Raw genomic sequence first — 25,197 nt, forward strand, 5'->3', positions numbered from 1 at the left:
GCGCAGGAGTCAGCCCGTCATGAGCGATGCCATCGAGCGCGACGCGTCCGAGCCGGACAAGCCCGTAAGCGGCGCGGAGCCGCACGCCACCCCAGGTGCCGCCCCCGACGCCGACGCCTGGGCCACCGCCTGCGCCGAGGATCTCGCGGCCGAGAAGGCCCGCCGCCGTGCCCAGTACGGCCCGCCGCCGGGATCGGCCGCCGAGGAGCTGCGCAAGCTCGTCGACGCCGTCTCCGACAAGCTGGCGGGGCTCCAGTCGCCGCTGCTCGGCGCGGTCGCCCAGGGGGCCGTGCAGGAGACGGTGCAGCAGGTCGTCCGGCAGGCGAAGGCGGCCGTGGAGCCCGTCATCGAGCGCAACCCCGACGTCTTCGACCACCTCGCCGCGGCAGGATCCGAGCTGCTCGCCGCCTACCGCAGCGCGGTCACCCGGCAGGAGGGCCGCTGGACGCGCGACGACGCCGGGCCGAGCGCCCCGGGCGGCTCCGGACGCCACGAGGAGGGCCCCGGACCGGCGGAACACATCGATCTGGACTGACCCCCCTCGGGTACGGTGGGCCGTAGCGGGGCTCGATCGAACTGAGGGATTCATGGGACTCACCATCGGCGTCGACATCGGCGGCACGAAGATCGCGGCCGGAGTGGTCGACGAGGACGGTCACATCCTGTCGACGTTCAAGGTGCCCACCCCCGGCACCTCCGAGGCCATCGTGGACGCGATCGCCTCCGCCGTGGAGGGCGCCCGGGCCGGGCACGAGATCGTCGGCGTCGGCATCGGCGCCGCCGGATACGTCAACCGCCAGCGCTCCACGGTGTACTTCGCACCGAACATCGACTGGCGCCAGGAGCCGCTCAAGGACGAGGTCGAGCGGCGCGTCGGGCTGCCGGTCGTCGTCGAGAACGACGCCAACGCGGCCGCCTGGGGGGAGTACAAGTTCGGTGGCGGCAAGGGCCACCGCAACGCCATCTGCATCACCCTCGGCACCGGCCTCGGCGGCGGCATCATCATCGGCAACAAGCTGCGCCGCGGGCACTTCGGCGTCGCCGCCGAGTTCGGCCACATCCGGATGGTCCCCGACGGCCTCCTGTGCGGCTGCGGCAGCCAGGGCTGCTGGGAGCAGTACGCGTCGGGCCGTGCCCTCGTGCGATACGCCAAGCAGCGCGCCAACGCCACGCCGGAGAACGCCGAGTACCTGCTCTCCCTGGGCGACGGCACCCCCGACGGCATCGAGGGCAAGCACATCTCGATGGCCGCCCGCCAGGGTGACCTCGTCGCCGTGGACTCCTACCGCGAGCTGGCCCGCTGGGTCGGCGCCGGGCTCGCCGACCTGGCCTCGCTGTTCGACCCCTCGGCGTTCATCGTCGGCGGGGGGCTCTCCGACGAGGGTGAGCTCGTGTTGGACCCGATCCGTAAGTCTTTCAAGCGGTGGCTTGTGGGGGCGCAGTGGCGTCCGCAGGCGGAGGTCATCGCTGCGCGGCTCGGGAACAAGGCCGGGCTTGTCGGTGCCGCGGATCTGGCTCGGGAGCCTGACCCTGTGATGTGAGCCCCTGCGTGGGGTGCCGTCGATCGCGCTGCGCGCTCGTCCTCAATCGCCGGACGGGCTGAAACTTCGCTCAGGTCGGCATAGCGGTCCAGAACGTCAATCGCTGGGCCCGTCGGATCACCCGGCGGGTCAAGCGATTGACGTATCTTGATCGCCATGCCGACCAGCCCCACCCCCGCGCTGCCCAACTCCCGCACCGAACCGGACGGTTCGGCCGTCGTGCGGGTGCTCAGTTACAACATTCGCTCGATGCGTGACGACACCGACGCGCTGGCCCGCGTGATCGCCGCGTGTGCGCCCGACCTCGTTCTCGTACAGGAGGCGCCGCGGTTCTTCCGCTGGCGCAAGAAGCTGGCGCGGCTCGCCCGTGCCGCCGACCTGGTGGTGCTGTCCGGCGGCGGTACGGCGGCCGGGCCCGCGCTGCTGTGTTCGCTGCGCGCCACCGTCGAGCGCACGGAGGACGTGCTGCTCCCGCTGACGCCGGGACTGCACCGGCGTGGCTTCGCGACCGCGGTCGTGCGCTTCGGGAAGGTCAGGCTCGGTGTCCTGAGCTGCCACCTGAGCCTGCAGAACCAGGAGCGGTACGAGCAGAGCGGGATGCTGCTCGACCAGCTCGCCGGAATGGGCGTGGAGCACGCCGTCGCGGGCGGCGACCTCAACGACCGCCCCGAAGGACGTTCCTTCCGCCGCCTCGCCGAGTCTCTTCAGGACTGCTGGGCCACCGCCCCCTGGGGCGGCGAGTACACCTCGACCCCGTCCGACCCCCACCAGCGCATCGACGGTATCTTCACCACGTCGGGTGTGGAGGTCCTGGCCTGCGGGGTGCCACTGGACCTCCCCGGCGTGACGGAGCAGGACCTGCGGACGGCAACGGACCACTTGCCGGTCCTGGCAGCTCTACGGGTGTCCGCCTGACGGCCCGGCCAGGCCCGCGCAGGGGTTCAGACGACGGCCCCCCGCCCGGGGTCGTCGTCCTCCTCGTCGTCCCCCTTCATGCGGACGACCAACGTGGCGAACCCCCCGAGAAAGCCGCCGATGCCCAGCGTCGTCAGCCACCACGTCATCTGCCAGCCGAGCAGCACCGCGAGCAGCAGCAGGAGCGGGCCGCCGATGACGGCGAGCCAGGCGAATCTGGAGGTGGGGTCCGCGTCCGGCAGCGGCGGCGGCTCCGGCGGCACGAAGTGGCCCTCGTCGCCCTCGTCGAAGTCGTCCTCCGACGCCTCCGCGGCGCTGTAGTCACGCGGCCCCCCGCCGCCCACACCCGGCGCGAAGGACACCGAGCTGCCGAGCGGCTTGCCCGCCCCCGCACCGTCGTCGGCACCCTTGCCGCTCTTGCCGCTCTTGCCGCTCTTGCCGACCTTGCCGTCGTCGTCGGCGTCGGCACCGGTGTCGGCGTCCACGGCCGTGCCGGTGCCCGCCGTGCCGTTGCTCTCCGACTCCAGGAGCGCGAGGTCCTCGACGGACTTGAAGGGCTTGGCGCCCGGCGGGTCCACGGGCTCCTCGCCGTACCCGGCGACGATGGCGCGCCAGGCGGCGTCCTCGTCAAGCGGCACGGCCTGCTCCGACGGCTCCCGACTGTCGTCCTCGCGGCTCTCCTCGCGGTCCGCGTCATGCTGCTCAGCCACCGGTTGCCGTCCCTTCCTTGCCTGCGCTGGGGGCGAGCCGGCCGATGAACGCGAGGCTCTCCGCGAAGATCCGGTCCGCGTCGTAGTCCAACGTCGCGACGTGGTAGCTCTGTTCCAGGAGGATCTCCGTGACGTCCGTGGACGACACCCGGCTGAGCACGCGGGCGGAGTCGGCGGGCGGCACCACATGGTCCTGGGGGCTGTGCAGCACCAGGAGCGGCTGCGTGACCTGCGGCAGCTCGGCGTCCACCAGACGGAAGAACTGGCGCAGCGAGTGCGCGGCGTGCAGCGGCACCCGGTCGTACCCGATCTCCTCCGAGCCGGGCTTGGCGATGTCGCTGACGATGCCCTTGGTGGAGGGCACCAGGAAGCGGGCGACCGGCAGGGCGGGGGCGGCCTTGTCGTGCATCTTGTTCGCCGGGTTGACGACGACCACGCCGCGCACCGCGTCGCCGTGGCGTGCGGCCAGGCGCAGGGCGAGGGCACCACCCATGGACAGGCCGAACACGAACACCTCCGCGCACCGTTCGGTCAGCGCGCGCAGTTCGCGGTCCACCTCCGCGTACCAGTCCTGCCAGCCGGTGACCTGCATGTCCTGCCAGCGCGTGCCATGGCCGGGCAGCAGCGGAAGCGAGACCGTCAGGCCCCGGTCGGCCAGGTGCTCCGCCCAGGGGCGCAGCGACTGCGGGGATCCGGTGAAGCCGTGACACAGCAGGACGCCGACCTCGCCGCCCTCGTGGCGGTACGGCTCGGCTCCGGGGAGCACCGGCACCTCGGTCTCCTTCGTGGGATGAGTGGTTCTGCTACGGGGGGTACTTCACCGTACGCGACCGGACCGACACCGACCAGGGCCGTCTCCGGAAGGAGCGCGGGCCCCACTCGGGTTATGGTCTGATCCACAGACACAGGAGGCACTCGGTTTGATCTACGGCGCAATGAAGCTTTCCATCGGAGGGCCGCTGAAGCTCGCCTTCAGGCCCTGGGTGGAAGGCCTCGAGAACGTGCCCGCCGAGGGCCCCGCCATCCTGGCGAGCAACCACCTGTCCTTCTCGGACTCCTTCTTCCTGCCCGCGGTCCTCGACCGCAAGGTCACCTTCATCGCCAAGGCCGAGTACTTCACGACGCCCGGCATCAAGGGACGCATGACGGCCGCCTTCTTCAAAGGCGTCGGCCAGTTGCCCGTGGACCGCTCGGGAGCGCGCGGCGCGGGCGAGGCCGCCATCAAGAGCGGCATCGAGGTCCTGGAGCAGGGCGAGCTGTTCGGTATCTACCCGGAGGGCACGCGGTCGCCCGACGGGCGGCTCTACCGCGGCAAGCCGGGTGGCCTCGCCCGGGTGGCCCTGGCCACCGGCGCTCCCGTGATCCCCGTAGCGATGATCGACACCGAGAAGATCCAGCCGCCGGGCAAGGTGATGCCGAAACTCATGCGACCCGGCATCCGCATCGGCGAGCCCCTGGACTTCAGCCGCTACCAGGGCATGGAGCACGACCGCTTCGTCCTGCGGGCCGTGACCGACGAGGTCATGTACGAAATCATGAAGCTCTCCGGCCAGGAGTACGTCGACATCTACGCGACCGCCGCGAAGCGCCAGCTCAGCGAGGCGGCCAAGGCGGATAAGGAAGCCGCCAAGGAGGCGGCGAAGAAGGAAGAGGCCGCCAAGAAGGAGGCCGCGGCCAAGCGCACCGCGGCGGCCGCCAGGGCGCAGGTCGAGGGCGGCTCCGTCCCGGACGGCAAGCCCCACGGCAAACCCCATGGCGAGCCCGACGGCAAGCCCGACGACGAGCCCGACGGCAAGCCCGACGAAGAGGGCCGGGCCGGTTCGGCGGGTGTCGGACGCTCCGGTGGGGAACGATCCGGCTCGTAGCGGCGTCGGTGCAGGGGGACGCTGATTCCGGGGGTGGATGCCTGCGTGGCCGGGCGTGAGAGAGTTCTGAAGATGTCGGTCGAGCAGCCGCTCTGGCGTGCTCTGACCGCTTACCGCGTGCTGACCATGCTGTACGCCATCGGGCTCTTCGTGGCCGCGTACTCCGGCTTCGCCCGGCCCTGGCTCGCCATCGCCTACTTCGCGGTGCTCGCCGTCTGGACGCTCGCCACCCTGCCCAAGGTGGCGAGCGCCGCGCGCTGCACCAAGCGGTTCCTGGCCGCCGACCTCGCCGTCGCCCTCACGGGCATCCTGTTGACGCCGGTCGCGGACGCCCACTGGCGGGTGCTCGACGGCGGGCCGACGCTGCCGTCCATATGGACGGCGGGCTCCGTGCTCGCCTTCGCGATCAAGGGCGGCTGGCGCTGGGCGGCCTGCGCGTCGCTGCTCGTGGGCGTCGCCAACGTGGTGCAGCGCGGCGCGTTCAGCCGCGACACCGTCCACAACGTCCTGCTCGTCTGCATCGCGTCCATCGCCATCGGGTACGTGGTGGAGGTCGCCCGCGCCTCCGAGCGGACGCTGGCCCGCGCCCTGGAGATCGAGGCCGCCACCCGGGAGCGGGAACGCCTTGCCCGCGACATCCACGACAGCGTGCTCCAGGTCCTCGCCATGGTGCAGCGCAGGGGCACCGCCATCGGCGGTGAGGCGGCCGAGCTCGGCCGGATGGCGGGCGAGCAGGAGGTCGCGCTGCGCACCCTGGTCGCAGGCGGTCTGGCCCGCACCTCCCACGTCTCGGAGGACGCCTCCCAGGGAGCCGTCGTCCGCGTGGTCGAGGAGACCGGTGCCGGAGGAGCGGCCGGTGCCGGTGGAGCGCCCGGCGGCACCGGTGCGGACGGTTCCGGCGGCGGCGCGGAGCGCGACCTGCGCCTGCTGCTCGCGCCGTACGCCGGGTCACGGGTCACCCTCTCGGAGCCCGGCGCCGCGGTGCCGCTCGCGCCGCACGCGGCCAGGGAGGTCGCGGCGGCCGTCGGCGCCGCCCTGGACAATGTCCGCAAGCACGCCGGGGCGGGCGCCCGTGCCTGGATCCTGGTCGAGGACGATCCCGACGCCGTCGTCGTGACGGTGCGCGACGACGGCCCCGGCATCCCGCGGGGGCGGCTCGCGCAGGCCGAGGGCGAGGGGCGGCTCGGCGTCGCCCTGTCCATCCGGGGGCGGCTGCGGGACATCGGCGGCACGGCCGAGCTGATCTCGGTGCCCGGCCAGGGGACGGAAGTGGAACTGAGAGTGCCGCGCACCGCGCGGGACATCCGGGGGAAGGCGGAAGCGAAGCGATGAGCAGCCTGCACGAGCCGCACAGGGGAGCGGCGGACGAAGGGGACGGGTCCGCCGCGGGCGCGGACTCGCCCGTCAGAGTGATGGTCGTCGACGACCACCCGATGTGGCGCGACGCCGTCGCCCGGGACCTGACCGAGGCGGGCTTCGACGTGGTGGCGACCGCGGGCGACGGCGAACAGGCGGTGCGCCGGGCCGGGGCCGCCGCCCCCGACGTCCTCGTCCTGGACCTCAACCTGCCGCTGAAGCCCGGTGTGCAGGTCTGCAAGGAACTCGTCGGAGCCAATCCCGCGCTGCGCGTCCTGGTCCTCTCGGCCAGCGGCGAGCACGCGGACGTCCTGGAGGCGGTCAAGTCCGGCGCCACCGGGTACCTCCTGAAGTCCGCGTCCACCGCCGAGCTGATCGACGCCGTCCGCCGCACCGCCGTCGGCGACGCCGTGTTCACACCCGGCCTCGCCGGTCTGGTCCTCGGCGAGTTCCGGCGCCTCGCCTCCGAGCCCGCGCCCGCGGCGCCCGACGAGCCGGGGGCGCCTCGCCTGACCGAGCGCGAGACGGAGGTGCTTCGTCTGGTCGCGAAGGGCCTCAGCTACAAGCAGATCGCCGAGCGCCTCGTCATCTCGCACCGCACCGTCCAGAACCACGTCCAGAACACCCTCGGCAAGCTCCAGTTGCACAACCGGGTGGAGCTCGTGCGGTACGCGATCGAGCGCGGCCTCGACACCGACGACTCCGGGTGATCTCCAGGTGATCTCCAGGTGGTCTCCTTCGAGTGAAACCGGAGCCGTCGTGGTGTGACAACTCCTCGGCTACGTCCGGGAATTCACCGTTCGTCCCATGCCGAAGTGACGCGGATCACCATTAGCGTGGCCCGCGTCAGCGCAACTGCGGCGAAGGGACATTTCCATGCGGGTCGGAGTTCTGACCGGAGGCGGCGACTGCCCCGGCCTCAATGCCGTCATCCGGGGCATCGTCCGCAAGGGCGTACAGGAGTACGACTATGACTTCGTGGGCTTCCGCGACGGCTGGCGCGGGCCCCTCGAAGGCGACATCGTCCAGCTCGGCATCCCAACCGTCCGCGGCATCCTGCCCCGCGGCGGCACCATCCTCGGTTCCTCGCGCACCAACCCCCTCAAGGTCGAGAACGGCATCCGGCGCATCAAGGAGAACCTCGCCAAGTACGAGGTCGAGGCCCTGATCGCGATCGGCGGCGAGGACACCCTCGGCGTCGCCGCGCGGCTCACCGACGAGTACGGCATCAACGTCGTCGGCGTGCCGAAGACCATCGACAACGACCTGTCAGCCACGGACTACACCTTCGGCTTCGACACCGCGGTGGGCATCGCCACGGAGGCCATCGACCGTCTGCACACCACCGCCGAGTCGCACATGCGGGTCCTCGTCGTCGAGGTCATGGGGCGGCACGCCGGGTGGATCGCCCTGCACTCCGGGCTCGCCGGCGGCGCCAACGTCATCCTCATCCCCGAGCAGCGCTTCGACCTCGACCAGGTGTGCGCCTGGGTGACCTCGCGCTTCAAGGCCTCGTACGCGCCGATCGTGGTCGTCGCCGAGGGGGCGATGCCGAAGGACGGCGAGATGGTCCTCAAGGACGGCACGCTCGACTCCTTCGGGCATGTACGGCTCTCCGGGGTGGGGGAGTGGCTGGCCAAGGAGATCGAGAAGCGCACCGGCAAGGAGGCGCGGACCACGGTCCTCGGGCACGTCCAGCGCGGGGGGACTCCCAGCGCCTTCGACCGCTGGCTCGCCACCCGCTTCGGGCTGCACGCCATCGATGCCGTACGGGACGGGGACTTCGGGAAGATGGTCGCGCTGCGGGGTACGGACATCGTCCGGGTGCCCATCGCCGATGCGACCGCCCGTCTGAAGACGGTGGATCCCGCCCTGTACACCGAGGTCGGTGTCTTCTTCGGCTGAGGCTGCCGAAGAGCCACCGTGCACGGGCGGGGGGGCGAAAGCCCTCTGGAGGGCCAGGAACGTATATTCGGGGGCAATAGGGAGCTACGTACCTAAAACGGGAGCACACCGTGGAAATCCTCGCCTTCGGCGTCCAGGCGGACGAGCGCCCCCTCATGGAGAGGGCGTTCGCCCCGCACCACGAGATCCGTTGCCTGAACGTCTTCCTGAACGAGGACACCGCCCCCATCGCCGCCGGCTACGAGATCGTCTCGACGAGCGTCAACGCCAGCCTCGACAACCGCGTCCTGCAGACCCTCGCCGCCGGCGGCACCCAGTTGATCGTCCAGCGCTCCACCGGCTTCAACAACATCGACCTCCAGGTCGCCGAGCGCCTGGGCCTGACCGTGGCCCGCGTCTCGTCCTACTCCCCGTACTCCGTGGCGGAGTTCGCCTGGACCCTGGCGACGGCGGTCAACCGCCGCATCGTCCGCGCCAGCAACCGCACCCGCGACTTCGACTTCCGCCTCGACGGACTCATGGGCAGGGACCTGCGCGGCCGCACCGTCGGCGTGCTCGGCACCGGCAGGATCGGTGAGGCGTTCACCCGGATCGCGCACGGCTTCGGCATGAGGCTGCTCGGCTGGGACGTCGACATCAATCCGGCGTGCGCCGGGCTCGGCATGACGTACGTGCCGAAGGAGAAGCTGTTCGCCGAGGCCGACCTGATCAGCCTGCACGTACCGCTGCTGCCCGCGACCCGGCACCTCGTCGACGCGAGCGCGCTGCGCGCGATGAAGGACGACGCGATCCTGATCAACTCCAGCCGCGGCGGCCTGATCGACACCGAGGCCCTGGTGCGGGAGCTGCGCGCGGGCCGCTTCACCGGCGTCGGCCTCGATGTGTACGAGGCCGAGGCAGGGCTGTTTTTCCTCGACAAGTCCCTGGAGGTCGTCGAGGACGACACCCTGGCCCGGCTCGTCACCTTCCCCAACGTCGTGGTCACCTCGCACCAGGCGTACTACACCCATGACGCCGTGAGCCAGATCATCGAGACCACGGTCCAGAACGTCCTCGACTACCGGGCGGGCCGCCGCTCCGAGAACGTCCTGGTGCCCGCCGCGCCCACGAGCTGACCGAGGAGCTCCCCGACGATCGCCGGGCCCCGCAGCGAAAGCACCGACTCGGGGTGGAACTGGGTGCCCGCGAACCCGGGCCCGCGCAGCGCGTGCACCTCACCGCTCGCCGGGTCCCTGCTCACCTCGATGCCCTGCGCCGCGAGTTCGACGGCCGCCTCCTCGCCGCAGCGCGCCACGAAGCTGTTGTAGAAGCCGACCGTCTCCGCCCGCCCGAACAGATCGACCGTCGTCTGCGCGCCCTGGTACGGGACCTCCTTGCGGACGATCTGAAGGCCGAGCTCGGCCGCGATCAGCTCGTGGCCCAGGCACACCCCGAGCACCGGGTGCCGGTGGCCGCGGATCAGCTCCGACGTCAGACCGCGCAGGAACCGCATCTTCGGGTCGGCGGCGTCACCGGGGTCGCCAGGGCCCGGGCCGAGCACGACGGGACCCTCGTGGGCCCGCGCCGCCCGAGCGAGCCCGGGCTCGTCGTAGCGCCGCACGGACACCGCGAGGCCGGACGAGCGCAGCACGTGCGCGAGCATCGCCGTGAAGGTGTCCTCCGCGTCGACGACGAGCGCGTGCCCGGCCGGGGCGGCCGCCGCGCCCGGGTCCTCGGGGGCGGCCTTCGCGGACGGTGCTCCCTCCTGCATGCGCAGCCAGAACGGGGAGAGCCCCGCCCTGCGGGCATCGAGCGCGGCCCGTACCCGCGGGTCGTCGGCGAGCGCGGGCCTGGTGTTCTCCTGCCGCGGGCGGCCGGGGCGCACCCCGAGCGCGGCGAGCACCCCGGCCGCCTTCGCGTGCGTCTCGGCCACCTCACCGGCCGGGTCGGAGCCGCGGACCAGCGTCGCCCCCACCGGCACCCGCAGTTGCCCGGCCGCGTCGATGTCGGCGGTGCGGATCAGGATCGGTGAGTCGAGGGTCCGGGCGCCGCCGGAGTCCCTGCCGATCAGCGCGAGCGCGCCCGCGTAGTAGCCCCGCCCGCCCGACTCGTGGCGCCGGATCACCCGGCACGCGTTCTGCACCGGCGACCCCGTCACCGTCGCCGCGAACATCGTCTCCTTCAGGACCGTACGGACGTCCAGGGACGAACGGCCGCGCAGCTCGTACTCGGTGTGCGCCAGATGAGCCATCTCCTTCAGGCGCGGCCCGACCACCACACCGCCCCGGTCGCCGACGGTGCACATCATCTTCAGCTCCTCGTCGACGACCATCGAGAGTTCCTCGGTCTCCTTGCTGTCGGCGAGGAAGCGCAGCAGGCCGTCGGCCGTGGGGCCCGCGGGCGGATAGCGGTACGTCCCGCTGATCGGGTTCATCACGACCGTGCCGCCGGACATCCGCACATGCACCTCGGGACTGGCGCCGACCAGCGCCCTGTCCCCGGTGTGCACGACGAACGTCCAGTACGCGCCGCGCTCCCCGAGCAGCAGCCGCCGGAACAGGGCGAGGGCGTCGGCACGCCCGAAGCCGGGGATCTCGCCCCGGTACGTACGCCGGATCACGAAGTTCGCGCCCTCACCGCTGCCGATCTCCTCGCGCAGCACCCGGCCGACGGTGTCCGCGTACTCCTCGTCGCTCACGTCGAAACCGCCGTCGGTGACGTGCACATCGTGGTCGGGCAGCGCCGAAAGGGCCTCGGCGAGCGGGACTTCGTAGGTCTCGTCGGGAGTGAGGGCGGTGAGCGGCGTGCCGTCGTCCGTCACCTCGAAGCCGCGCTCCCGGATCTGCCGGAAGGGCACGAGCGCGAGCCCCTCGGGCAGGTCGGCGAGGCGTTCGCAGGTGGTGACGGGGCCGACGAGGACCTCCACCGTGTCGTGGTCACGGCCGGGTGTGCGGCGGCGCAGCAGGGCGAAGGGGCGGTCGTCGGTGAGCAGGTTCCGCAGGTTGCGCAGGTCCATGGGGTGTTCCTTCTCCTTTGAGCGGTGGGAGAGGAACGGCCGGTCCGGAGTGGGTCCGGAAACACCGAAGGCCGCCCCTCGGGGCGGCCTTCGCGAGTCGTGGGTACGCGCAGTTCAGTGGGCCGCCGAAAGAGCGGGCCACCACCAGGAACGGGTCGAGTGCGCGAACATGCCCCGCACCTTAACGCATCGGCGCACCGGTGCGGCGGCGCGTCTCAGGGGCGTGCCATCAGCGCGTCCAGGGCTTCGTCCAGATAGGCGCCGAACTCGTCGTCGCCGGGAAGCACCGATGGCGCGGCGTGCCCGAGCTGGGCGTGGCCCAGATACACCGTGACCGCGAGCAGACCGCGGCGGCGGGCCTCGGCGGCGGGGAAGCCGAGGGCGGCGAAGAGTTCGGCGACGTACGCCACCCGGCGCTCGGTGACGCGCCGCAGTGCCGTAGCGACCTGGGGGTGCGAGGCGGTCGCGAGCAGCGTGACCTCCAGGGGGTCCGCGGAGGCGGAGCTGATGGCCTCGGCGAACAGACGCCGGATCCGGCGCCGGACGTCGGGCTCCGCCTCGACCTCCTCGATCGTGCCCTCGGTGTTGACCTCCGCCCAGCGTTCGAGCGCGGCCTCGATGAGGGCCTCACGGTTCGCGAAGTGCCAGTAGAAGCTGCCCTTCGTGGCGCCGAGGCGAGCGGCGAGCGGCTCCACGGCGACCGCCGCGAGCCCGCCCTCACCGATGGCGGCGAGCGCCGCGTCGGCCCAGTCCCGCGCGGTGAGCCGGGCCTTGCCCCCGGACCCCCGCGCGCCGGGTGCCACTGTCTTCCGCTGCCGTTGCACCATGACCATACGGTACCGTACGGTTGACCATACGCTAGCGTATGGAGGTGCGTGATGGGTGTGGTGCGCAATGCACACGAGCGCGTCGTCGAGGCTTCGGCGGCGGACGTCGGGGAGCTGCTCGACCGGCTCTCCGGCCCGGACGACCCCCTCTTCCCGACCCCGGCCTGGCCCGCGATGACCTTCGACGGGCCGCTCGCGGTCGGCGCCGCGGGCGGCCACGGCCCGGTGCGCTACGCGGTCGCGGAGTACGAGCCGGGGCGCCGCGTGCGCTTCGCCTTCACGGAGGTGACGGGCGGCACCGGCTCGGCGGGCGGCTTCCACGAGATCTCCATTGAGCCCCTTGGGGAGCGGCGCTGCCGGGTGCGGCACGTCATGGAGCTGGAGCCGAGGGGCGTGGAGCGGCTCCTGTGGCCCACCGTCGTCCGGCCCGTGCACGACACGATGGTCGAGGAGGTCCTCGACAACGTGGAGCGGGCCGCGGCGGGCGGTTGCGCGCGTCCCGTGCGCTGGTCGCGCCGGGTGCGGCTGCTGAACGCCCTCGGCTGGGACCGGCCCGAGACCGTCGCTGTCCCCGAGGCGGCCCGGCTCCTCCGCGGCTCCCTGGAGCGGCCCGCCTATCAGGACGCGTACCGCGTGCGGCTGCTCCCCGGGCTGCCCCGCGACCCGCGGGCCTGGGCCCCCATGCTGCGCGACACCTTCCCCGTACTGGGCTGCGAGGGCGGCGAGCTGCTGCTCCGGGTGGACGTCGCGGGCCTGACGGCGCGCGCCTCGATCCTCGTCGACGAGGAGTTCGTCACGCTCAGTACGTTCGCGCGCCCCGACACCCGGCGCGGCCGCCTGTACTGGGGCGTGGTCCGGTTCGGTCACCCCGTCATGGCCAGACTGATGCTGCGCCGTACGCACCGCGCGCTGGCACTGGCGGCCCCGAGCGCGGGTGACCGGGCCCTCACCCGCTGTCCCGTCGGCCGGGACTCCCTCCCCGTGGTTTGAACCACGGCCACCAACGCTGACGTGCGGCGAACCCCGAACGCACCCTCCGAAGCCCACATGACGAAACCGCACTGGAACGGACCATCGAGCCATGCTTGGTACGAGAAGTGGCAGAACGTCGCACGGTCGGACAAAAAACCGGTCGTCTCATCAGCCGAGCGGGGGCAAAGTCGCTTGACGGGACCCCGTAATGTTTACGGCGTGACCCCGAATGCTGATTCCCACGCCGCCGCCATCAACGCGACCTGGCGAGACCTGCCTGCGGCGCAGCAGCCCGAGTACCCCGATGCCGAGGCGCTGCGCGACGCTGTCGACGAGCTCAGCTCGTATCCTCCGCTCGTCTTCGCGGGTGAGTGCGACCAGCTTCGTTCCCGCATGGGCGCCGTGGCCCGTGGTGAGGCGTTCCTGCTCCAGGGCGGCGACTGCGCCGAGTCCTTCCACGGCGTGAGCGCCGAGGACATCAGGGCGAAGCTCAAGACGCTGCTCCAGATGGGCGCCGTCCTCACCTATGCCGCCTCGGTGCCTGTCGTGAAGGTGGGCCGGATCGCAGGGCAGTACTCCAAGCCGCGCTCCAAGCCCACGGAGACCCGCGACGGCGTGACGCTGCCGACCTACCGCGGCGACTCCGTCAACGGCTTCGCCTTCACTGAGGAAGAGCGCGTTCCGGACCCGCAGCGCCTGAAGCGGATGTACAACGCCTCCGCCTCGACGCTCAACCTGGTGCGCGCCTTCACCACCGGTGGCTACGCCGACCTGCGCCAGGTGCACGCCTGGAACCAGGACTTCGTGAAGTCGTCCCCGTCCGGACAGCGCTACGAGCAGCTCGCCCGCGAGATCGACAACGCCCTCAACTTCATGCGGGCCTGCGGCACGGACCCCGAAGAGTTCAAGACCGTCGAGTTCTACTCCTCGCACGAGGCGCTGCTCCTGGACTACGAGACCGCCCTCACCCGCGAGGACTCGCGCACGGGCAGCCTCTACGACGTCTCCGGGCACATGATCTGGATCGGCGAGCGCACCCGGCAGTTGGACGGCGCGCACATCGAGTTCGCCTCGAAGGTCCGCAACCCCATCGGCATCAAGCTCGGCCCCACCACGACGGCCGAGGAGGCGCTGCAGTACATCGAGCGCCTCGACCCGGACCGCGAGCCCGGCCGGCTCACGTTCATCGTCCGCATGGGCGCCGACAAGATCCGGGACCGCCTCCCCGAGCTGGTCGAGAAGGTCACGGCGTCCGGCGCCACCGTCGCCTGGGTCACCGACCCGATGCACGGCAACACCTTCGAGGCGGCGTCCGGACACAAGACCCGCCGCTTCGACGACGTGCTCGACGAGGTCAAGGGCTTCTTCGAGGTCCACAAGTCCCTCGGTACGCACCCGGGCGGCATCCACGTCGAGCTGACCGGCGACGACGTCACGGAGTGCGTGGGCGGTGGCGACGAGATCTTCGTCGACGACCTGCACCAGCGCTACGAGACGGCGTGCGACCCCCGCCTCAACCGCAGCCAGTCGCTCGACCTGGCGTTCCTGGTGGCGGAAATGTACCGGGACCAGTAAGAGCGGGCCCTCGGGCGTAGCTGTGGGGCACGGATCCGTGTGATCCGTGCCCCACAGGCGTACCCGGGGCTTTTCCGGTTCCGGGGTCGTGGGTAAGGTTAGGTTAGCCTCACCGAGCAATCGGTACGGCGCTGCCCATGGACCCTGGTCGGGAGGTGAACCGCGTGTACGTCTGCAACTGCTTCGGGGTGACCGAGACGCAGGTGAAGCAGCACGCGGCGGACGGCGCCTGCACCCCCCGGCAGATCGCCTCGGCCTGCAAGGCGGGCACGGACTGTGGTTCGTGCGTACGCCGCATCCAGGCCCTGCTCGGCCGGGGCGCGTGCCCGCGGCGGGATCTCGTGGACCAGGGCGAGTCGGCCGTGGCGCTCGCCCCGGCGGCCGAGCTGCCCAAGATTCCCGGTATCCCGGGGAGCCCCGGAGTCCCGGTGGAGCGGGAGCTCCCGGAGGCGGCCTAGCTGTCCGGCTGCTCCCGGGGGCGCCTAGCTGTCCGGCTGCTCGATGAGCTGCGCGATGTACAGCGGCTCGCCGAGCTTCTCGACCAGCTCGAGCTGAGTGTCGAGATAGTCGATGTGGTGCTCCTCGTCCTCAAGGATCGACTCGAAAATGTTCGCGGACGTGATGTCGCCCTTGGCGCGCATCACCTCGATCCCGCGCTTGAGGCGATCGATCGCCTCCGCCTCGATCTGCCGGTCCGCCTTGAACATCTCGGTCACGGTCTGGCCCACGCGCACATGGAACAGCCGCTGGTAGTTGGGCAGGCCGTCGAGGAAGAGGATCCGGTCGGTGAGCACCTCCGCGTGCTTCATCTCGTCGAACGACTCGGACCGGGTGTACTTGGCGAGCTTCGTCCAGCCGAAGTTCTCCTGCATCTTCGCGTGCAGGAAGTACTGATTGATCGCGGTCAGCTCGGCGGTCAGTTGCTCGTTGAGAAATTCGATGACCTCGGGGTCGCCCTGCATCGCAGAGGCTCCTTCCAAGCAGGTGACTGGGCAGGTAGCGGGCATCCTTGCACCGGCATCCTGGGGCGTCCAGTAAGTGCATGCTTAGTAGGAGTTGCCCGAATCCCCGTATACCTGGTCACGTCCACCGCCTGCGGTCTGTCAGGATGGAGGCATGGGTCAGCCGGTGGGTCGCGCATCTCGGGACGTAGCGGAACCGGATCTTCCGCCGGGGCAGCGGCTCCAGCGCGGCTGGCCGGTCACGCACTACGGCCCGGTGCCCAAGTTCCGTCCCGAGCGCTGGGAGTTCAGGGTCTTCGGCGCCACCGCCGACGGCGAGAAGCACTGCTGGACCCACGAGGAGTTCTCGGCCCTGCCGTACAGCTCGGTGGTCGGCGATTTGCACTGCGTCACGAAGTTCAGCATGCTCGGCGCCGAATGGGGCGGGGTGCTCGCCCGCGATCTGCTCGCCCTCGCGCCGCCGGCGCCCCAGGCGACCCACGTCATGGTCTGGGCCGAGTACGGCTTCAGCTCGAATCTGCGCATGGCCGACTTCGCCGCCGAGCGCACCATCTTCGCCACCCACAAGGGCGGTGAACTGCTCACCGCGGAACACGGTTTCCCGCTGCGGCTCGTGGTGCCGCAGCTCTATGCCTGGAAGGGCCCCAAGTGGGTCCGCGGCGTCGAGTACATGACGGCCGACCGCCGTGGCTTCTGGGAGGAGCGCGGCTATCACAACGTCGGCGACCCCTGGCGCGAGCAGCGTTACTCGTACCAGGAGGAGCCGGGCGACGGCCCGGAGCTCTAGCGCCCCGGACCGTGCCGCCGCGAGGTCGGCTCAGATGTCCCTGAGCTCCTTCAGCCGGGCCACGTCCGCCGCGTGCCCCTCCTTGCCGCCCGGCGTCTCGATGACAAGCGGCACCCCCTCGGTAGCGGGGTGCAGCATCAGCTCGTGGAAGGGGTCGGCGCCGATGTGACCGGAGCCGATGTTCTCGTGCCGGTCCTTGTGGGCGGCGACCACGTCCTTGGAGTCGTTGGCGTGCACCAGCTTGAGGCGGCCCTCGCCGACCGTGTCGACGAGCAGGTCCAGGGTCTGCTTCATGCCGCTCGGCCCGGTCAGGTCGTGTCCGGCCGCGAAGATGTGGCAGGTGTCCAGGCAGACGCCGAGCTTCGGGTGGGCGTCGAGGGCCTCGAAGTACGGCCCGAAGTCCCAGGTGCGCGAGCACAGCGACGCGCCCTGCCCGGCCGTCGACTCCAGGAGCAGGAACGGGTCGTCGTCGTGCGTCAGCTCGTCGAGGAGCGGAAGCACCCGCTCCCGCACCTGCCGCAGGGCCACCTCGCGCTCCCGCCCGCCCGTCGCCGAGCCGGTGTGCACGACGACGCCGAGCGCGCCGATCTCCCGGCCGCGGCGCAGCGAGTGCCGCAGCGACTCCACGGACTTCTCCACCGTCGCCTCGGTGTGCGAACCGAAGTTGATCAGGTAGGGCGCGTGGACGTAGGCGGGGATGCGCTCGGCCGCGCAGGCGGCGCGGAACGCCTCGTCCTGCTTCGGGTTGCCGGGCGGGGTCGCCCAGCCGCGCGGGTTGGCGACGAAGACCTGTACGGTCTCGGCGCCGATGTCACGCGCGTACGCGAGGCCCACGGAGGCGAGGCCACCGGCGACGGGGACATGGCTGCCCACGGGGTTGCGGCGGGCGCGGGCGGCGGTGGGGGATGCGGGGGACTTCTCTGTGCTCACCCGGTCCAGGGTGACACGGGCGCGGGGCTGGTCCGGAACGGGGTCGGGGGCGGGCGGGCCCGGAAGCCCGGAACGGGGTCGGCCCGGGAGTCCGGAACGGGGTCGGCCCGGGAGGCCGGCGGGGTTCCGGCCCCCGCCAGGGGAGGCGGCACCGCGCCGGGCGGACGTACGCAGGTGTGCGCGTACGTCGGTACGTCTAGCGGATCCGGATGGTGATCGTCGACCCCTTGGGGGCCTCGTCGCCGGGGTCCACGGACTGGTCCTTCACCGTGTCGCCGAAGATGCCGAGCAGACCGCGGTCCTCCTTGACGTCGAAACCGGCCTCTCTCAGCTCGTCCTTGGCGTCGCCGACGCTCATGCCCTCCACGTCCGGGACCTCGATCATCTCCGGGCCCTTGGAGAGCGTCAGGGTGACCGTGTCGCCCTCGGCGCGGATCTCGCCGTCGACCGGGTCCTGCTCGACGACCTCGCCCTTGTCCTCGTCGGACGAGAAGACCCGGCCCGGCGCGATCCGCACCTTGAGGCCCGACTCCTCCAGCTCCTCGCGGGCGTCGGCCTCCGGCTCGCCGGTCACGTCGCGCACCTCGATCTTCTTGCCCTTGCTGACGACGAGCGCGACCGCCGAGCCGGTCTTGCGGACCGTGCCGGGCTTCGGGTCCGTGCTGATCACGGAACCCTTGTCGACATCGCTGCTGAAGGCCTTGGTGACCATGCCGGCGCCGAGGCCCAGGTCGTCCAGCTTGTCCTTCGCCTCGTCGAGCGGGGTGCCCTCCAGGTCGGGCACCTTGACGGTCTGCGGGCCGAGGGAGACGGTCAGCGTCACCTTGCCGTTGTGCCGGATGCGCTCGCCGGCGCCGGGGTCGGTCGCCATCACCGTGCCGCGCTTGTCGGTGGCGCTGTAGGCGCGCTCGACCTTGCGTACGTCGAGCCCCGCGCCGTCCAGGCGTTCGCGGGCCTGCGCCTCCGTCTTCGCGAGCAGCGGCGGGACCTTGGTGAACTGGCCGGAGTTGATGTACCAGACGCCCGCGCCGAGGCCGAGGGCGAGCAGGACGGCGGCGATGGTCGCGGTTATCCCGCGGCGGGTGTTCAGTCGGCGGCGCAGCCGCTGCGCGGGCGATGAGGGGGCGGCGGGGGCGGCCGGGGCGGCGGGTCCCGGCGGGGGTGTGCGGAGCACGCTGGTGTGGCTGAGCCCGTCCTCGCGGCGCGCCTTCAGGGACGTCGTGGCCTCGTCCTCGGGGGCGGCGGGCAGGGGGAGCTGCACGGAGCGGGCCGCGCGCGGGATGACGCTCGTACGGTCGTCGGAGTTGTCGTGGCCGTTGAGCTCCTCGCCCCTGGCCAGCGGAGGCAGGGCGTCGAGCTGGGTGTCGACGAGCGTGGCCCGGGCCGCACGCAACTGCCCGAGCAGCGCCACCGCGTCGTAGGGGCGCAGGTCGGGGTTGCGGGCGGTGGCCGAGGCGACCAGCTCGTCGAGCTCGAAGGCGAGGCCCGGTACGGCGGCGGACGGCGGGGGCACGTCCTCGTTCAGATGCTGGAAGAGGACCTGGGCGGGGGACTCGCCGTGGTGCGGCTTGCCGCCGGTGAGCATCTCGTACAGCACGACCCCGGAGGCGTACACGTCCACGCGGGTGTCGGCCGTGCCGTGCTCGATCTGCTCCGGGGCGAGGTAGGAGACCGTGCCGAGGACCGTGCCGGTGGTGTTCGTGACCGAGTCCACGGCCCGTACGAGCCCGAAGTCGGCGACCTTGACGCGGCCGTCGTCCCCTATGAGGACGTTCTCGGGCTTCATGTCGCGGTGCACGAACCCGGCGCGGTGCGCGGCGCCGAGTGCGGCGAGCACCGGCTCAAGGATGTCCAGGGCGGCGCGGGGGCGCAGGGCGCCGCGCTCGCGCAGGACGTCCCGCAGGGTGCAGCCCGCCACGTACTCCATGGCGAGATACACGTACGGGCCGTCGGTGCCCTGGTCGAAGACGCCGACCACGTTCGGGTGCGCGAGGCGGGCCACCGATTTGGCCTCGCGGATGAAACGGTCGACGAAGGAGGCGTCGGCCGCCAGCGTCGGGTGCATCACCTTCAGGGCGAGCACGCGGTCGAGGCGGGTGTCCACGGCCCGGTAGACCGTGGCCATCCCGCCGACCGCGATCCGTCCGTCGACGCGGTAACGGCCGTCGAGCACCTGCCCGACGAGGGGGTCCTTGAGGGTCGTGTCCACGGAGGGAGTCTACGAGGCGCTGCCCGGGGGGTGCGGGGCGTGGGCACCGGGGCGGCGACACTGCAGCGCACCTGTGACCGACGCGGCCACCGCCGGGGTCAGAACGCCGGGCGTTCGGGGTCCAGGGCCGCCCGGCCCTCCGCGGGGGACGACGCCTCGGCGAAGTGCCGCCGCGGTATCCGGCCACCCAGGTAGGCCAGGCGCCCCGCGAGGACCCCGTGCCGCATCGCCTCCGCCATCAGTACCGGCTCCTGCGCCCGCGTCACGGCCGACGCGAGCATCACCCCGGCGCAGCCGAGCTCCATGGCCAGGGCCGCGTCCGACGCGGTGCCCGCCCCGGCGTCCAGGATCACCGGAACCCGCGCCTGCTCGACGATGAGCTGGAAGTTGTGCGGGTTGCGGATACCGAGCCCGGAGCCGATGGGGGAGCCGAGCGGCATCACGGCCGCGCAGCCCACGTCCTCCAGCTTGCGGGCGAGCACGGGGTCGTCGTTGGTGTACGGCAGCACCGTGAAACCGTCGTCGACCAGCGTCTCCGCCGCGTCGAGGAGCTCCACCGGATCGGGCAGCAGCGTGCGCTCGTCCGCGATGACCTCCAGCTTCACCAGGTCCGTGCCCAGGGCCTCCCGGGCGAGCCGGGCCGTGAGCACCGCCTCGCCCGCGGTGAAGCACCCCGCCGTGTTCGGCAGCACCCGGATGCCGAGCCGGTCGAGGACCGAGAGGACGGACCCCTGCACTCCGGGGTCGAGCCGCCGCATCGCGACGGTGGTCAGCTCCGTACCGGAAGCGACCAGGGACCGGTCGAGGACGTCCAGGCTCGGCGCGCCACCCGTACCCATGATGAGCCGCGACGACAGCGTGAGGCCGCCGATGACGAAGGGGTCGTCTGCCATGCCGGTCAGCCTCCCTGGACGGCGGTGAGGATCTCGACGCGGTCGCCGTCACCGAGCACGGTGACGGCCCACCGCGCGCGCGGGACGACGGTTTCGTTGAGTGCGGCGGCGACGCCGGACGGCGCGGCGGTCAGCTCGGCGACGACGGCGTCGAGCGTGGTCCCCGCGGCCACGTCTCGTACGTCCCCGTTGACGGAGACGGCACATACGGCGAACGGCGTGGTCATGCGGACAGCTCCGTGAAGTTCGTGGGGGTGTGAGGGGAGGAGGGGGAGGTTTCCGGCGCAGCCGGTGGCGCTGGCGGGCCTGGGGGGGCCGGTGGTGCTGGCGGGCCTGGGGGGGGCCGGTGGTGCTGGCGGGCCCGGGGCGTCCGGTGGTGCTGGCGGGCCCGGGGTGTCGGGTGACGACGGCGTGCTCGGGGCGTCGGGTGGTGACGGCGGGCCCGCAGCGTCCTGCTCGCGCTGCGCGCCCCGCGCGCCCCGCGTGTCCGCCGCCGTGAACCTGCGCGGAGTGAACGCCCGCGCCCCCTCGGGCAGTTCGCCCGCCGTGAGGGCGTGCGCCATGACGTCCCCGGTGACCGGCGTCAGGAGGACGCCGTTGCGGTAGTGGCCGGTGGCCAGGTGCAGCCCCGCAAGCGCGGTGGGGCCGAGCAGCGGCGCGTTGTCGGGGGACCCGGGCCGCAGCCCCGCGCGCGTCTCCGTGAGCGGCAGCTCGGTGATGCCGGGTACGAGTTCGTGCGCGTCGCGCAGCAACTCGTACACGCCCCCCGCGGTGACCGTCGTGTCCCAGCCGAGCTCCTCACTCGTCGCGCCGACGACCAGCTCGCCGTCGGCACGCGGCACCAGGTAGACGTGACTGCCACGCACAACGGCCCGCACGGTACGGCCGAGGAACGGAGCGAACCGTTCCGGCATCGTGAGCCGCAGGACCTGCCCCTTGACCGGGCGTACTGGCGGCAGGACGTCGGCGGGGACCCCGGCGAGCCGCCCGCTGAGGCTGCCCGCGGCGAGGACCGTCTGCCCGGCGCCGAGCGCGGTGCCGTCACCGAGTACGACCCCGGTGGCCCGGTCCCGTACCACCGACAGCTCCCGCGCCCACGCGCGCGTGAAGGTCACTCCGGCCCGCTGGCAGGCCACGACGAGGGCCGCCGCGAGCTTGCGCGGGTCGACCTGGTGATCACCGTCGACGCGCAGCCCGCCGCGCACCCCCGGAGCGAGCATCGGCTCCAGGCGCCGGCACTCGCGGCCGTTGAGCCACTCCGACGTGAGGCCCGACTGCTTCTGGAAGGCGTGCAGCTCGCGCAGGTGGGCGCGGTCGTCGGAGTCGAGGGCGACGGCGAGTGTGCCGCACGCGCGGTAGCCGACGTCCTGCCCGGCCGCCTCCGTCAGCTCGGCCGCGAAGTCCGGGTAGCGGCGGGCGGAGGCCACGTTCAGGCCGAGCAGCGTCTGCTCCCCGTAGTGCAGCTCGGTGACGGCGGCCAGCATGCCGGCCGCGACCTGCGCCGCGCCGCCACCCGGGTCGGGGTCGACCACGGTGACGGAGAGCCCGCGCTGCGCCGCCCGCCACGCGGTGACGAGCCCGATGACGCCACCCCCGACGACGAGAACGTCACAGGGCGGCACCTCCCCGGACGACGCCGCCGCCGACGCAGACGCGGCGGACGACGCCGCGGACACGGACGCCGCGGACGAGGCAAGTGATGTCGAGGTCGGGTCCATTGGACTGTTCGGATGGGAACGCATGGGCGTCCAGCCCCTCCCTTCGCCGGCATGACCCGGATCAGGTTCGTACGGTCGGAGGCCGTCCCAGCCCCCCTCTCAGCCCGGTGCGTCCGGGCTCCCGCGAGTGCTCTGCACCGCCACCCTAGCCCTTCGCCCTGCGGCGGGTTAAGCCCGTCGTGCTCGGCCGCGGAGACCCCGTCCTACAGTTGATCGGGTGAGCGAGCAGCAGAAGCGGGTGGAGGCGGGGCGCCGCGTCGTGATCGTCGGCGCGGGCATGGCCGGGGCGCAGTCCGCGGTGGCGCTGCGCGAGCAGGGCTTCAGGGGCACGATCACCATGATCGGCGCGGAGCCCCATCGGCCGTACGACCGGCCGCCGCTGTCCAAGGCGGTGCTGCTGGGCACGGCGGACGGCTCCGCCTTCGACATCGACTTCGAGGCGCTCGGCATCGAACTCCGGCTCGGCGTGCACGTCACCGGCGTACGCCCCGCCGACCATGAACTGGACACCGGGGCGGGCCCGGTCGCGTACGACAGCCTGGTCCTGGCGACCGGAGCGGAACCGATCCTGCTGCCCGGCTCCGAGGGCGTCCCCGGTGTGCACGTGCTGCGCACTCTCGACGACGCCGAGCAACTGCGCCCCGTCCTCGCCGGGCGGCACGACGTCGTGGTCGTCGGCGCGGGCTGGATCGGCGCCGAGTTCGCCACGGCGGCGCGCGAGGCGGGCTGTGCCGTGACCGTGGTGGAGGCCGCCGACCGTCCGCTCGCGGGCGCCCTGCCCGCCGAGGTCGCGGCCCCGATGACGGCCTGGTACGCGGACGCGGGCGTCGACCTGCGCACCCACGCGCGCGTGCGGCGCGTCGAGCCCGGCGCGGTGTTCCTCGACGACGGCACCCGGCTGCCCGCGGGAGCGGTCGTCGTCGGCATCGGCGCCAGACCCGCCACGGCGTGGCTCGCGGGCTCCGGCATCGCGCTCGGCGCCCACCACGAGGTCCTCGCCGACGACCGACTGCGCACCTCGGCGCCGGACGTGTACGCGGTCGGCGACTGCGCGTCCTTCCCCTCGGGCCGCTACGGGGAACGGCTGCTCGTGCACCACTGGGACAACGCCGTCCAGGGCCCGCGCACCGTCGCGTCCCGCATCATCGGCGAGACCCCGGCGGTGTACGACCCGGTGCCGTACTTCTGGTCCGAGCAGTTCGGCCGTTTCGTGCAGTACGCGGGCCATCACGCCCCCGGTGACGAGCTGATCTGGCGCGGCGACCCCACGACCCCGGCCTGGACGGTGTGCTGGCTCCGCGACGGCGTCCTGACCGCCCTCCTCGCGGTGGGCCGCCCCCGGGACCTGGCCCAGGCCCGCAAACTGATCGAATCAGCGACCCCCCTGAACCCCACCCTGACGGCGAACCCGTCGATCCCCCTGAAGAAGGCCACAGCCTGACGTTCCGGTGGGCGCGGGGCTTCCCTCCCTGCCGGGCGGCATGCTCCTCCCCGCCGGGCGGCCATGCTCCTCCCTGCCGGGCGGCAGGCCCCTCCCCTGTGGGCGGCTGGTCCGCCCAGAGGGCGAGGGGGGCACCTCCCTGGTCGAGCGAAGCCGAGAGCTTGGGGGAGGGCGGGCACACTCCCACTTCCGGCCACCCCAAGGCCACCAGCACCCCCCGGGGGGCACCCCCGAGCCCCCCGGCGCCCCACCCCAGCTACCGGCCCCCGGCCAGAAATGGCACGCTTGATCCGTGACCGAGATTGACGCAAGAACCGATGCTCTCGTCCCCGCCTGGCTGCACCTCCCCGACATCGCCGAGATGCTCGATGTCGAGGTGACACGCGTGCGCCAGTTGGTCAAGGAGGGCCAGCTCATCGCCGTGCGCCGTGGTGAGAACCGCGCGCTCCAGGTACCCGCCGCCTTCATCGACGGCGACAAGGTGGTCAAGGGCCTCGTCGGCACCTTGACGCTCCTGCGGGACGACGGTTTCACCGACGAAGAGGCCCTCGAATGGCTCTTCACCCCCGACCCGACCCTGCCCGGCACCCCCGCGCAGGCCCTGAGCGAGAATCGCGGGACGGAGGTGAAGCGCCGCGCGCAGGCGCTCGCCGTCTGACCTGAAACAACCTTCCGGCGTACGGGCCACGCCCGTGGCCCGTACGCCACCGACACGGGGGGACTTCTCCATGGCCACCGACACGGCGGGCGCGCCCACGCGCGCCCGGCTCGCCGACGCGCTGCTCTATCTGTGCGTGGACGCGCGCAAGCGCCAGGGCGACCTCCCGCAGTTCCTCGACGCCGTCCTCGCGGGCGGTGTCGACATCGTGCAGTTGCGCGACAAGGGCATGGAGGCGGCCGAGGAGCTTGAGCACCTTGAGGTCTTCGCCGACGCCGCACGCCGGCACGGCAAGCTCCTCGCCGTGAACGACCGCGCGGACGTCGCCCACGCCATCGGCGCCGACGTGCTGCATCTGGGCCAGGGCGACCTGCCGGTGCCCGCTGCCCGCGCCGTCCTCGGCGAGCAGGTCCTGATCGGCCGCTCCACGCACGCGGAGCACGAGGCCGCCGCGGCCGCCGTCCAGGAGGGCGTGGACTACTTCTGCACGGGCCCCTGCTGGCCGACGCCCACCAAGCCCGGCCGCCACGCGCCGGGGCTCGACCTGGTCAGGTACACCGCCTCGCTCGGCACCGACCGTCCCTGGTTCGCCATCGGCGGTATCGACGCGGGCAACCTGGACGAGGTCATCGATGCGGGCGCACGCCGCGTGGTGGTCGTCCGTGCCCTCACGGAGGCCGACGACCCCGGGGCGGCCGCCGCCGACTTCGCGAAGCGGCTGCGTACGGCCCTCTGACCGGCACAGCCCGGCACAGCCCGGCACAGCCCGGTGCGGGGCGCAGCTCTGGCCCGGTCTCCACCGTACGGCCTTTCGACGCGAGGGCCCAGATTTCCAGGGCGTACGGCTGTTTGATCAACCCCCCTATGGTGTCCGATGCGTGGACAACAAGCCGACTAACAGGACAAATGACCAACGTGCGGTTGGGGGACCGTCCGGG

General features: G+C 72.2%; 24 protein-coding genes, 1 pseudogene and 1 riboswitch. Of the genes and pseudogenes, 15 read left to right on the forward strand and 10 right to left on the reverse strand.

Translation table 11 applies throughout. The annotated features are described in order from the left end of the window. The first annotated feature begins 19 nt into the window (after positions 1–19). The 3 genes from IG78_RS0117880 (at position 20) to IG78_RS0117890 (ending at position 2,456) form a co-directional block, all read left to right on the forward strand. Positions 20–535, forward strand: coding sequence for a DUF5304 domain-containing protein (locus IG78_RS0117880; protein ID WP_030564292.1), 516 nt, complete (start codon positions 20–22; stop codon positions 533–535). 52 nt (positions 536–587) lie between these two features. Further along, the gene (locus tag IG78_RS0117885; protein WP_030564294.1) at positions 588–1,541 is read left to right on the forward strand and encodes an ROK family glucokinase; all 954 of its coding nucleotides are present in this window, start codon (positions 588–590) and stop codon (positions 1,539–1,541) included. Positions 1,542–1,697: 156 nt separating this feature from the next. Continuing rightward, positions 1,698–2,456: an endonuclease/exonuclease/phosphatase family protein gene (locus IG78_RS0117890; RefSeq protein ID WP_030564296.1), complete on the forward strand. Its 759-nt coding sequence runs from the start codon at positions 1,698–1,700 to the stop codon at positions 2,454–2,456. A 26-nt stretch (positions 2,457–2,482) separates the two neighbouring features. On the opposite strand, the gene IG78_RS0117895 is transcribed toward IG78_RS0117890, so the two are convergent. Continuing rightward, entirely contained in the window at positions 2,483–3,166 is a 684-nt protein-coding gene (locus IG78_RS0117895) for a hypothetical protein (protein WP_030564299.1), read from the reverse strand. Next, positions 3,159–3,938, reverse strand: a complete 780-nt coding sequence (locus IG78_RS0117900) for an alpha/beta hydrolase (RefSeq protein WP_030564300.1) — start codon at positions 3,936–3,938, stop codon at positions 3,159–3,161. The genes IG78_RS0117895 and IG78_RS0117900 overlap by 8 nt, the downstream gene beginning before the upstream one ends. Positions 3,939–4,101: 163 nt before the next feature. On the opposite strand from IG78_RS0117900, the gene IG78_RS0117905 reads away from it, so the two are divergent. The 5 genes from IG78_RS0117905 to IG78_RS0117925 all read left to right on the forward strand — a co-directional run bounded on the left by IG78_RS0117905 (position 4,102) and on the right by IG78_RS0117925 (position 9,407). Then, complete coding sequence (locus IG78_RS0117905) at positions 4,102–5,031, forward strand: lysophospholipid acyltransferase family protein (protein WP_225882215.1); 930 nt, start codon at positions 4,102–4,104, stop codon at positions 5,029–5,031. A gap of 45 nt (positions 5,032–5,076) precedes the next feature. Next, positions 5,077–6,363 (forward strand): MacS family sensor histidine kinase, encoded by a 1,287-nt coding sequence (macS, locus tag IG78_RS0117910; RefSeq protein ID WP_030564303.1) that lies wholly within the window; start codon positions 5,077–5,079, stop codon positions 6,361–6,363. Next, the gene (locus IG78_RS0117915) at positions 6,360–7,097 is read left to right on the forward strand and encodes a response regulator (RefSeq protein WP_078965539.1); all 738 of its coding nucleotides are present in this window, start codon (positions 6,360–6,362) and stop codon (positions 7,095–7,097) included. The genes macS and IG78_RS0117915 overlap by 4 nt, the downstream gene beginning before the upstream one ends. A 166-nt stretch (positions 7,098–7,263) precedes the next feature. Next, on the forward strand, positions 7,264–8,292 hold the full coding sequence (locus IG78_RS0117920) for a 6-phosphofructokinase (RefSeq protein WP_030564307.1): 1,029 nt from the start codon (positions 7,264–7,266) through the stop codon (positions 8,290–8,292). 110 nt (positions 8,293–8,402) lie between these two features. After that, complete coding sequence (locus tag IG78_RS0117925) at positions 8,403–9,407, forward strand: 2-hydroxyacid dehydrogenase (protein WP_030564309.1); 1,005 nt, start codon at positions 8,403–8,405, stop codon at positions 9,405–9,407. Here IG78_RS0117925 and IG78_RS0117930 read toward each other — a convergent pair. Then, positions 9,350–11,287, reverse strand: a complete 1,938-nt coding sequence (locus tag IG78_RS0117930) for an anthranilate synthase family protein (protein ID WP_030564311.1) — start codon at positions 11,285–11,287, stop codon at positions 9,350–9,352. The two genes, IG78_RS0117925 and IG78_RS0117930, sit on opposite strands and share 58 nt — an antisense overlap. Before the next feature lie 215 nt (positions 11,288–11,502). Next, positions 11,503–12,114 carry a TetR/AcrR family transcriptional regulator gene (locus IG78_RS0117935; protein ID WP_030564312.1) on the reverse strand — a complete coding sequence of 204 codons (612 nt, stop codon included), beginning with the start codon at positions 12,112–12,114 and terminating at the stop codon, positions 11,503–11,505. A 51-nt stretch (positions 12,115–12,165) separates the two neighbouring features. On the opposite strand from IG78_RS0117935, the gene IG78_RS0117940 reads away from it, so the two are divergent. From IG78_RS0117940 to IG78_RS0117950, 3 genes are all read left to right on the forward strand, one after another. Further along, positions 12,166–13,104 (forward strand): SRPBCC family protein, encoded by a 939-nt coding sequence (locus tag IG78_RS0117940; RefSeq protein ID WP_030564314.1) that lies wholly within the window; start codon positions 12,166–12,168, stop codon positions 13,102–13,104. Between the two features lie 201 nt (positions 13,105–13,305). Continuing rightward, entirely contained in the window at positions 13,306–14,661 is a 1,356-nt protein-coding gene (locus IG78_RS0117945; protein ID WP_030564316.1) for a class II 3-deoxy-7-phosphoheptulonate synthase, read from the forward strand. Between the two features lie 137 nt (positions 14,662–14,798). Next, positions 14,799–15,119 (forward strand): (2Fe-2S)-binding protein, encoded by a 321-nt coding sequence (locus IG78_RS0117950; protein ID WP_107054934.1) that lies wholly within the window; start codon positions 14,799–14,801, stop codon positions 15,117–15,119. A 24-nt stretch (positions 15,120–15,143) separates the two neighbouring features. On the opposite strand, the gene bfr is transcribed toward IG78_RS0117950, so the two are convergent. Continuing rightward, positions 15,144–15,623, reverse strand: coding sequence for a bacterioferritin (gene bfr / locus IG78_RS0117955; RefSeq protein WP_030564320.1), 480 nt, complete (start codon positions 15,621–15,623; stop codon positions 15,144–15,146). Positions 15,624–15,777: 154 nt separating this feature from the next. Between bfr and IG78_RS0117960 the strand changes: the two genes are divergently transcribed. Then, positions 15,778–16,410, forward strand: a complete 633-nt coding sequence (locus tag IG78_RS0117960; RefSeq protein ID WP_030564322.1) for a sulfite oxidase-like oxidoreductase — start codon at positions 15,778–15,780, stop codon at positions 16,408–16,410. A gap of 30 nt (positions 16,411–16,440) precedes the next feature. On the opposite strand, the gene IG78_RS0117965 is transcribed toward IG78_RS0117960, so the two are convergent. From IG78_RS0117965 to thiO, 5 genes and pseudogenes are all read right to left on the reverse strand, one after another. Then, positions 16,441–17,340 (reverse strand): deoxyribonuclease IV, encoded by a 900-nt coding sequence (locus tag IG78_RS0117965; RefSeq protein WP_030564324.1) that lies wholly within the window; start codon positions 17,338–17,340, stop codon positions 16,441–16,443. 196 nt (positions 17,341–17,536) lie between these two features. Further along, a complete protein-coding gene (gene pknB / locus IG78_RS0117970) occupies positions 17,537–19,549 on the reverse strand; it encodes a Stk1 family PASTA domain-containing Ser/Thr kinase (RefSeq protein ID WP_030564326.1) in 2,013 nt (670 codons plus the stop codon). 98 nt (positions 19,550–19,647) lie between these two features. Beyond that, positions 19,648–20,442, reverse strand: a complete 795-nt coding sequence (locus IG78_RS0117975; RefSeq protein ID WP_030564328.1) for a thiazole synthase — start codon at positions 20,440–20,442, stop codon at positions 19,648–19,650. A gap of 5 nt (positions 20,443–20,447) precedes the next feature. Further along, on the reverse strand, positions 20,448–20,669 hold the full coding sequence (gene thiS / locus IG78_RS51375) for a sulfur carrier protein ThiS (RefSeq protein WP_078965543.1): 222 nt from the start codon (positions 20,667–20,669) through the stop codon (positions 20,448–20,450). Between the two features lie 261 nt (positions 20,670–20,930). After that, positions 20,931–22,160, reverse strand: a pseudogene (gene thiO, locus IG78_RS0117980) (glycine oxidase ThiO); the annotation flags it as partial. Positions 22,161–22,181: 21 nt separating this feature from the next. After that, a riboswitch (TPP riboswitch) is annotated at positions 22,182–22,295 on the reverse strand. Between the two features lie 142 nt (positions 22,296–22,437). Between thiO and IG78_RS0117985 the strand changes: the two are divergent. The 3 genes from IG78_RS0117985 (at position 22,438) to thiE (ending at position 24,995) form a co-directional block, all read left to right on the forward strand. Beyond that, positions 22,438–23,601 carry an NAD(P)/FAD-dependent oxidoreductase gene (locus IG78_RS0117985; protein WP_249926116.1) on the forward strand — a complete coding sequence of 388 codons (1,164 nt, stop codon included), beginning with the start codon at positions 22,438–22,440 and terminating at the stop codon, positions 23,599–23,601. A gap of 292 nt (positions 23,602–23,893) precedes the next feature. Beyond that, the gene (locus tag IG78_RS0117990; protein ID WP_030564335.1) at positions 23,894–24,259 is read left to right on the forward strand and encodes an Rv2175c family DNA-binding protein; all 366 of its coding nucleotides are present in this window, start codon (positions 23,894–23,896) and stop codon (positions 24,257–24,259) included. A gap of 70 nt (positions 24,260–24,329) precedes the next feature. Beyond that, positions 24,330–24,995, forward strand: coding sequence for a thiamine phosphate synthase (thiE, locus tag IG78_RS0117995; RefSeq protein WP_030564337.1), 666 nt, complete (start codon positions 24,330–24,332; stop codon positions 24,993–24,995). The last annotated feature ends 202 nt before the right edge of the window (positions 24,996–25,197 follow it).

This window comes from Streptomyces aureocirculatus, assembly GCF_000720475.1.
GTDB lineage: Bacteria > Actinomycetota > Actinomycetes > Streptomycetales > Streptomycetaceae > Streptomyces > Streptomyces aureocirculatus.

Bases quoted from the DNA above. Each gene is read 5' to 3' on its own strand.
- thiS (WP_078965543.1), bottom strand. From the start codon at position 20,669: ATGACCACGCCGTTCGCCGTATGTGCCGTCTCCGTCAACGGGGACGTA.
- IG78_RS0117930 (WP_030564311.1), bottom strand. From the start codon at position 11,287: ATGGACCTGCGCAACCTGCGGAACCTGCTCACCGACGACCGCCCCTTC.
- IG78_RS0117885 (WP_030564294.1), top strand. From the start codon at position 588: ATGGGACTCACCATCGGCGTCGACATCGGCGGCACGAAGATCGCGGCC.
- thiE (WP_030564337.1), top strand. From the start codon at position 24,330: ATGGCCACCGACACGGCGGGCGCGCCCACGCGCGCCCGGCTCGCCGAC.
- IG78_RS0117905 (WP_225882215.1), top strand. From the start codon at position 4,102: ATGAAGCTTTCCATCGGAGGGCCGCTGAAGCTCGCCTTCAGGCCCTGG.
- bfr (WP_030564320.1), bottom strand. From the start codon at position 15,623: ATGCAGGGCGACCCCGAGGTCATCGAATTTCTCAACGAGCAACTGACC.
- IG78_RS0117880 (WP_030564292.1), top strand. From the start codon at position 20: ATGAGCGATGCCATCGAGCGCGACGCGTCCGAGCCGGACAAGCCCGTA.
- IG78_RS0117940 (WP_030564314.1), top strand. From the start codon at position 12,166: ATGGGTGTGGTGCGCAATGCACACGAGCGCGTCGTCGAGGCTTCGGCG.
- IG78_RS0117915 (WP_078965539.1), top strand. From the start codon at position 6,360: ATGAGCAGCCTGCACGAGCCGCACAGGGGAGCGGCGGACGAAGGGGAC.
- IG78_RS0117985 (WP_249926116.1), top strand. From the start codon at position 22,438: ATGGCCGGGGCGCAGTCCGCGGTGGCGCTGCGCGAGCAGGGCTTCAGG.
- IG78_RS0117975 (WP_030564328.1), bottom strand. From the start codon at position 20,442: ATGGCAGACGACCCCTTCGTCATCGGCGGCCTCACGCTGTCGTCGCGG.
- IG78_RS0117890 (WP_030564296.1), top strand. From the start codon at position 1,698: ATGCCGACCAGCCCCACCCCCGCGCTGCCCAACTCCCGCACCGAACCG.
- IG78_RS0117950 (WP_107054934.1), top strand. From the start codon at position 14,799: ATGGACCCTGGTCGGGAGGTGAACCGCGTGTACGTCTGCAACTGCTTC.
- IG78_RS0117960 (WP_030564322.1), top strand. From the start codon at position 15,778: ATGGGTCAGCCGGTGGGTCGCGCATCTCGGGACGTAGCGGAACCGGAT.
- IG78_RS0117920 (WP_030564307.1), top strand. From the start codon at position 7,264: ATGCGGGTCGGAGTTCTGACCGGAGGCGGCGACTGCCCCGGCCTCAAT.
- IG78_RS0117935 (WP_030564312.1), bottom strand. From the start codon at position 12,114: ATGGTGCAACGGCAGCGGAAGACAGTGGCACCCGGCGCGCGGGGGTCC.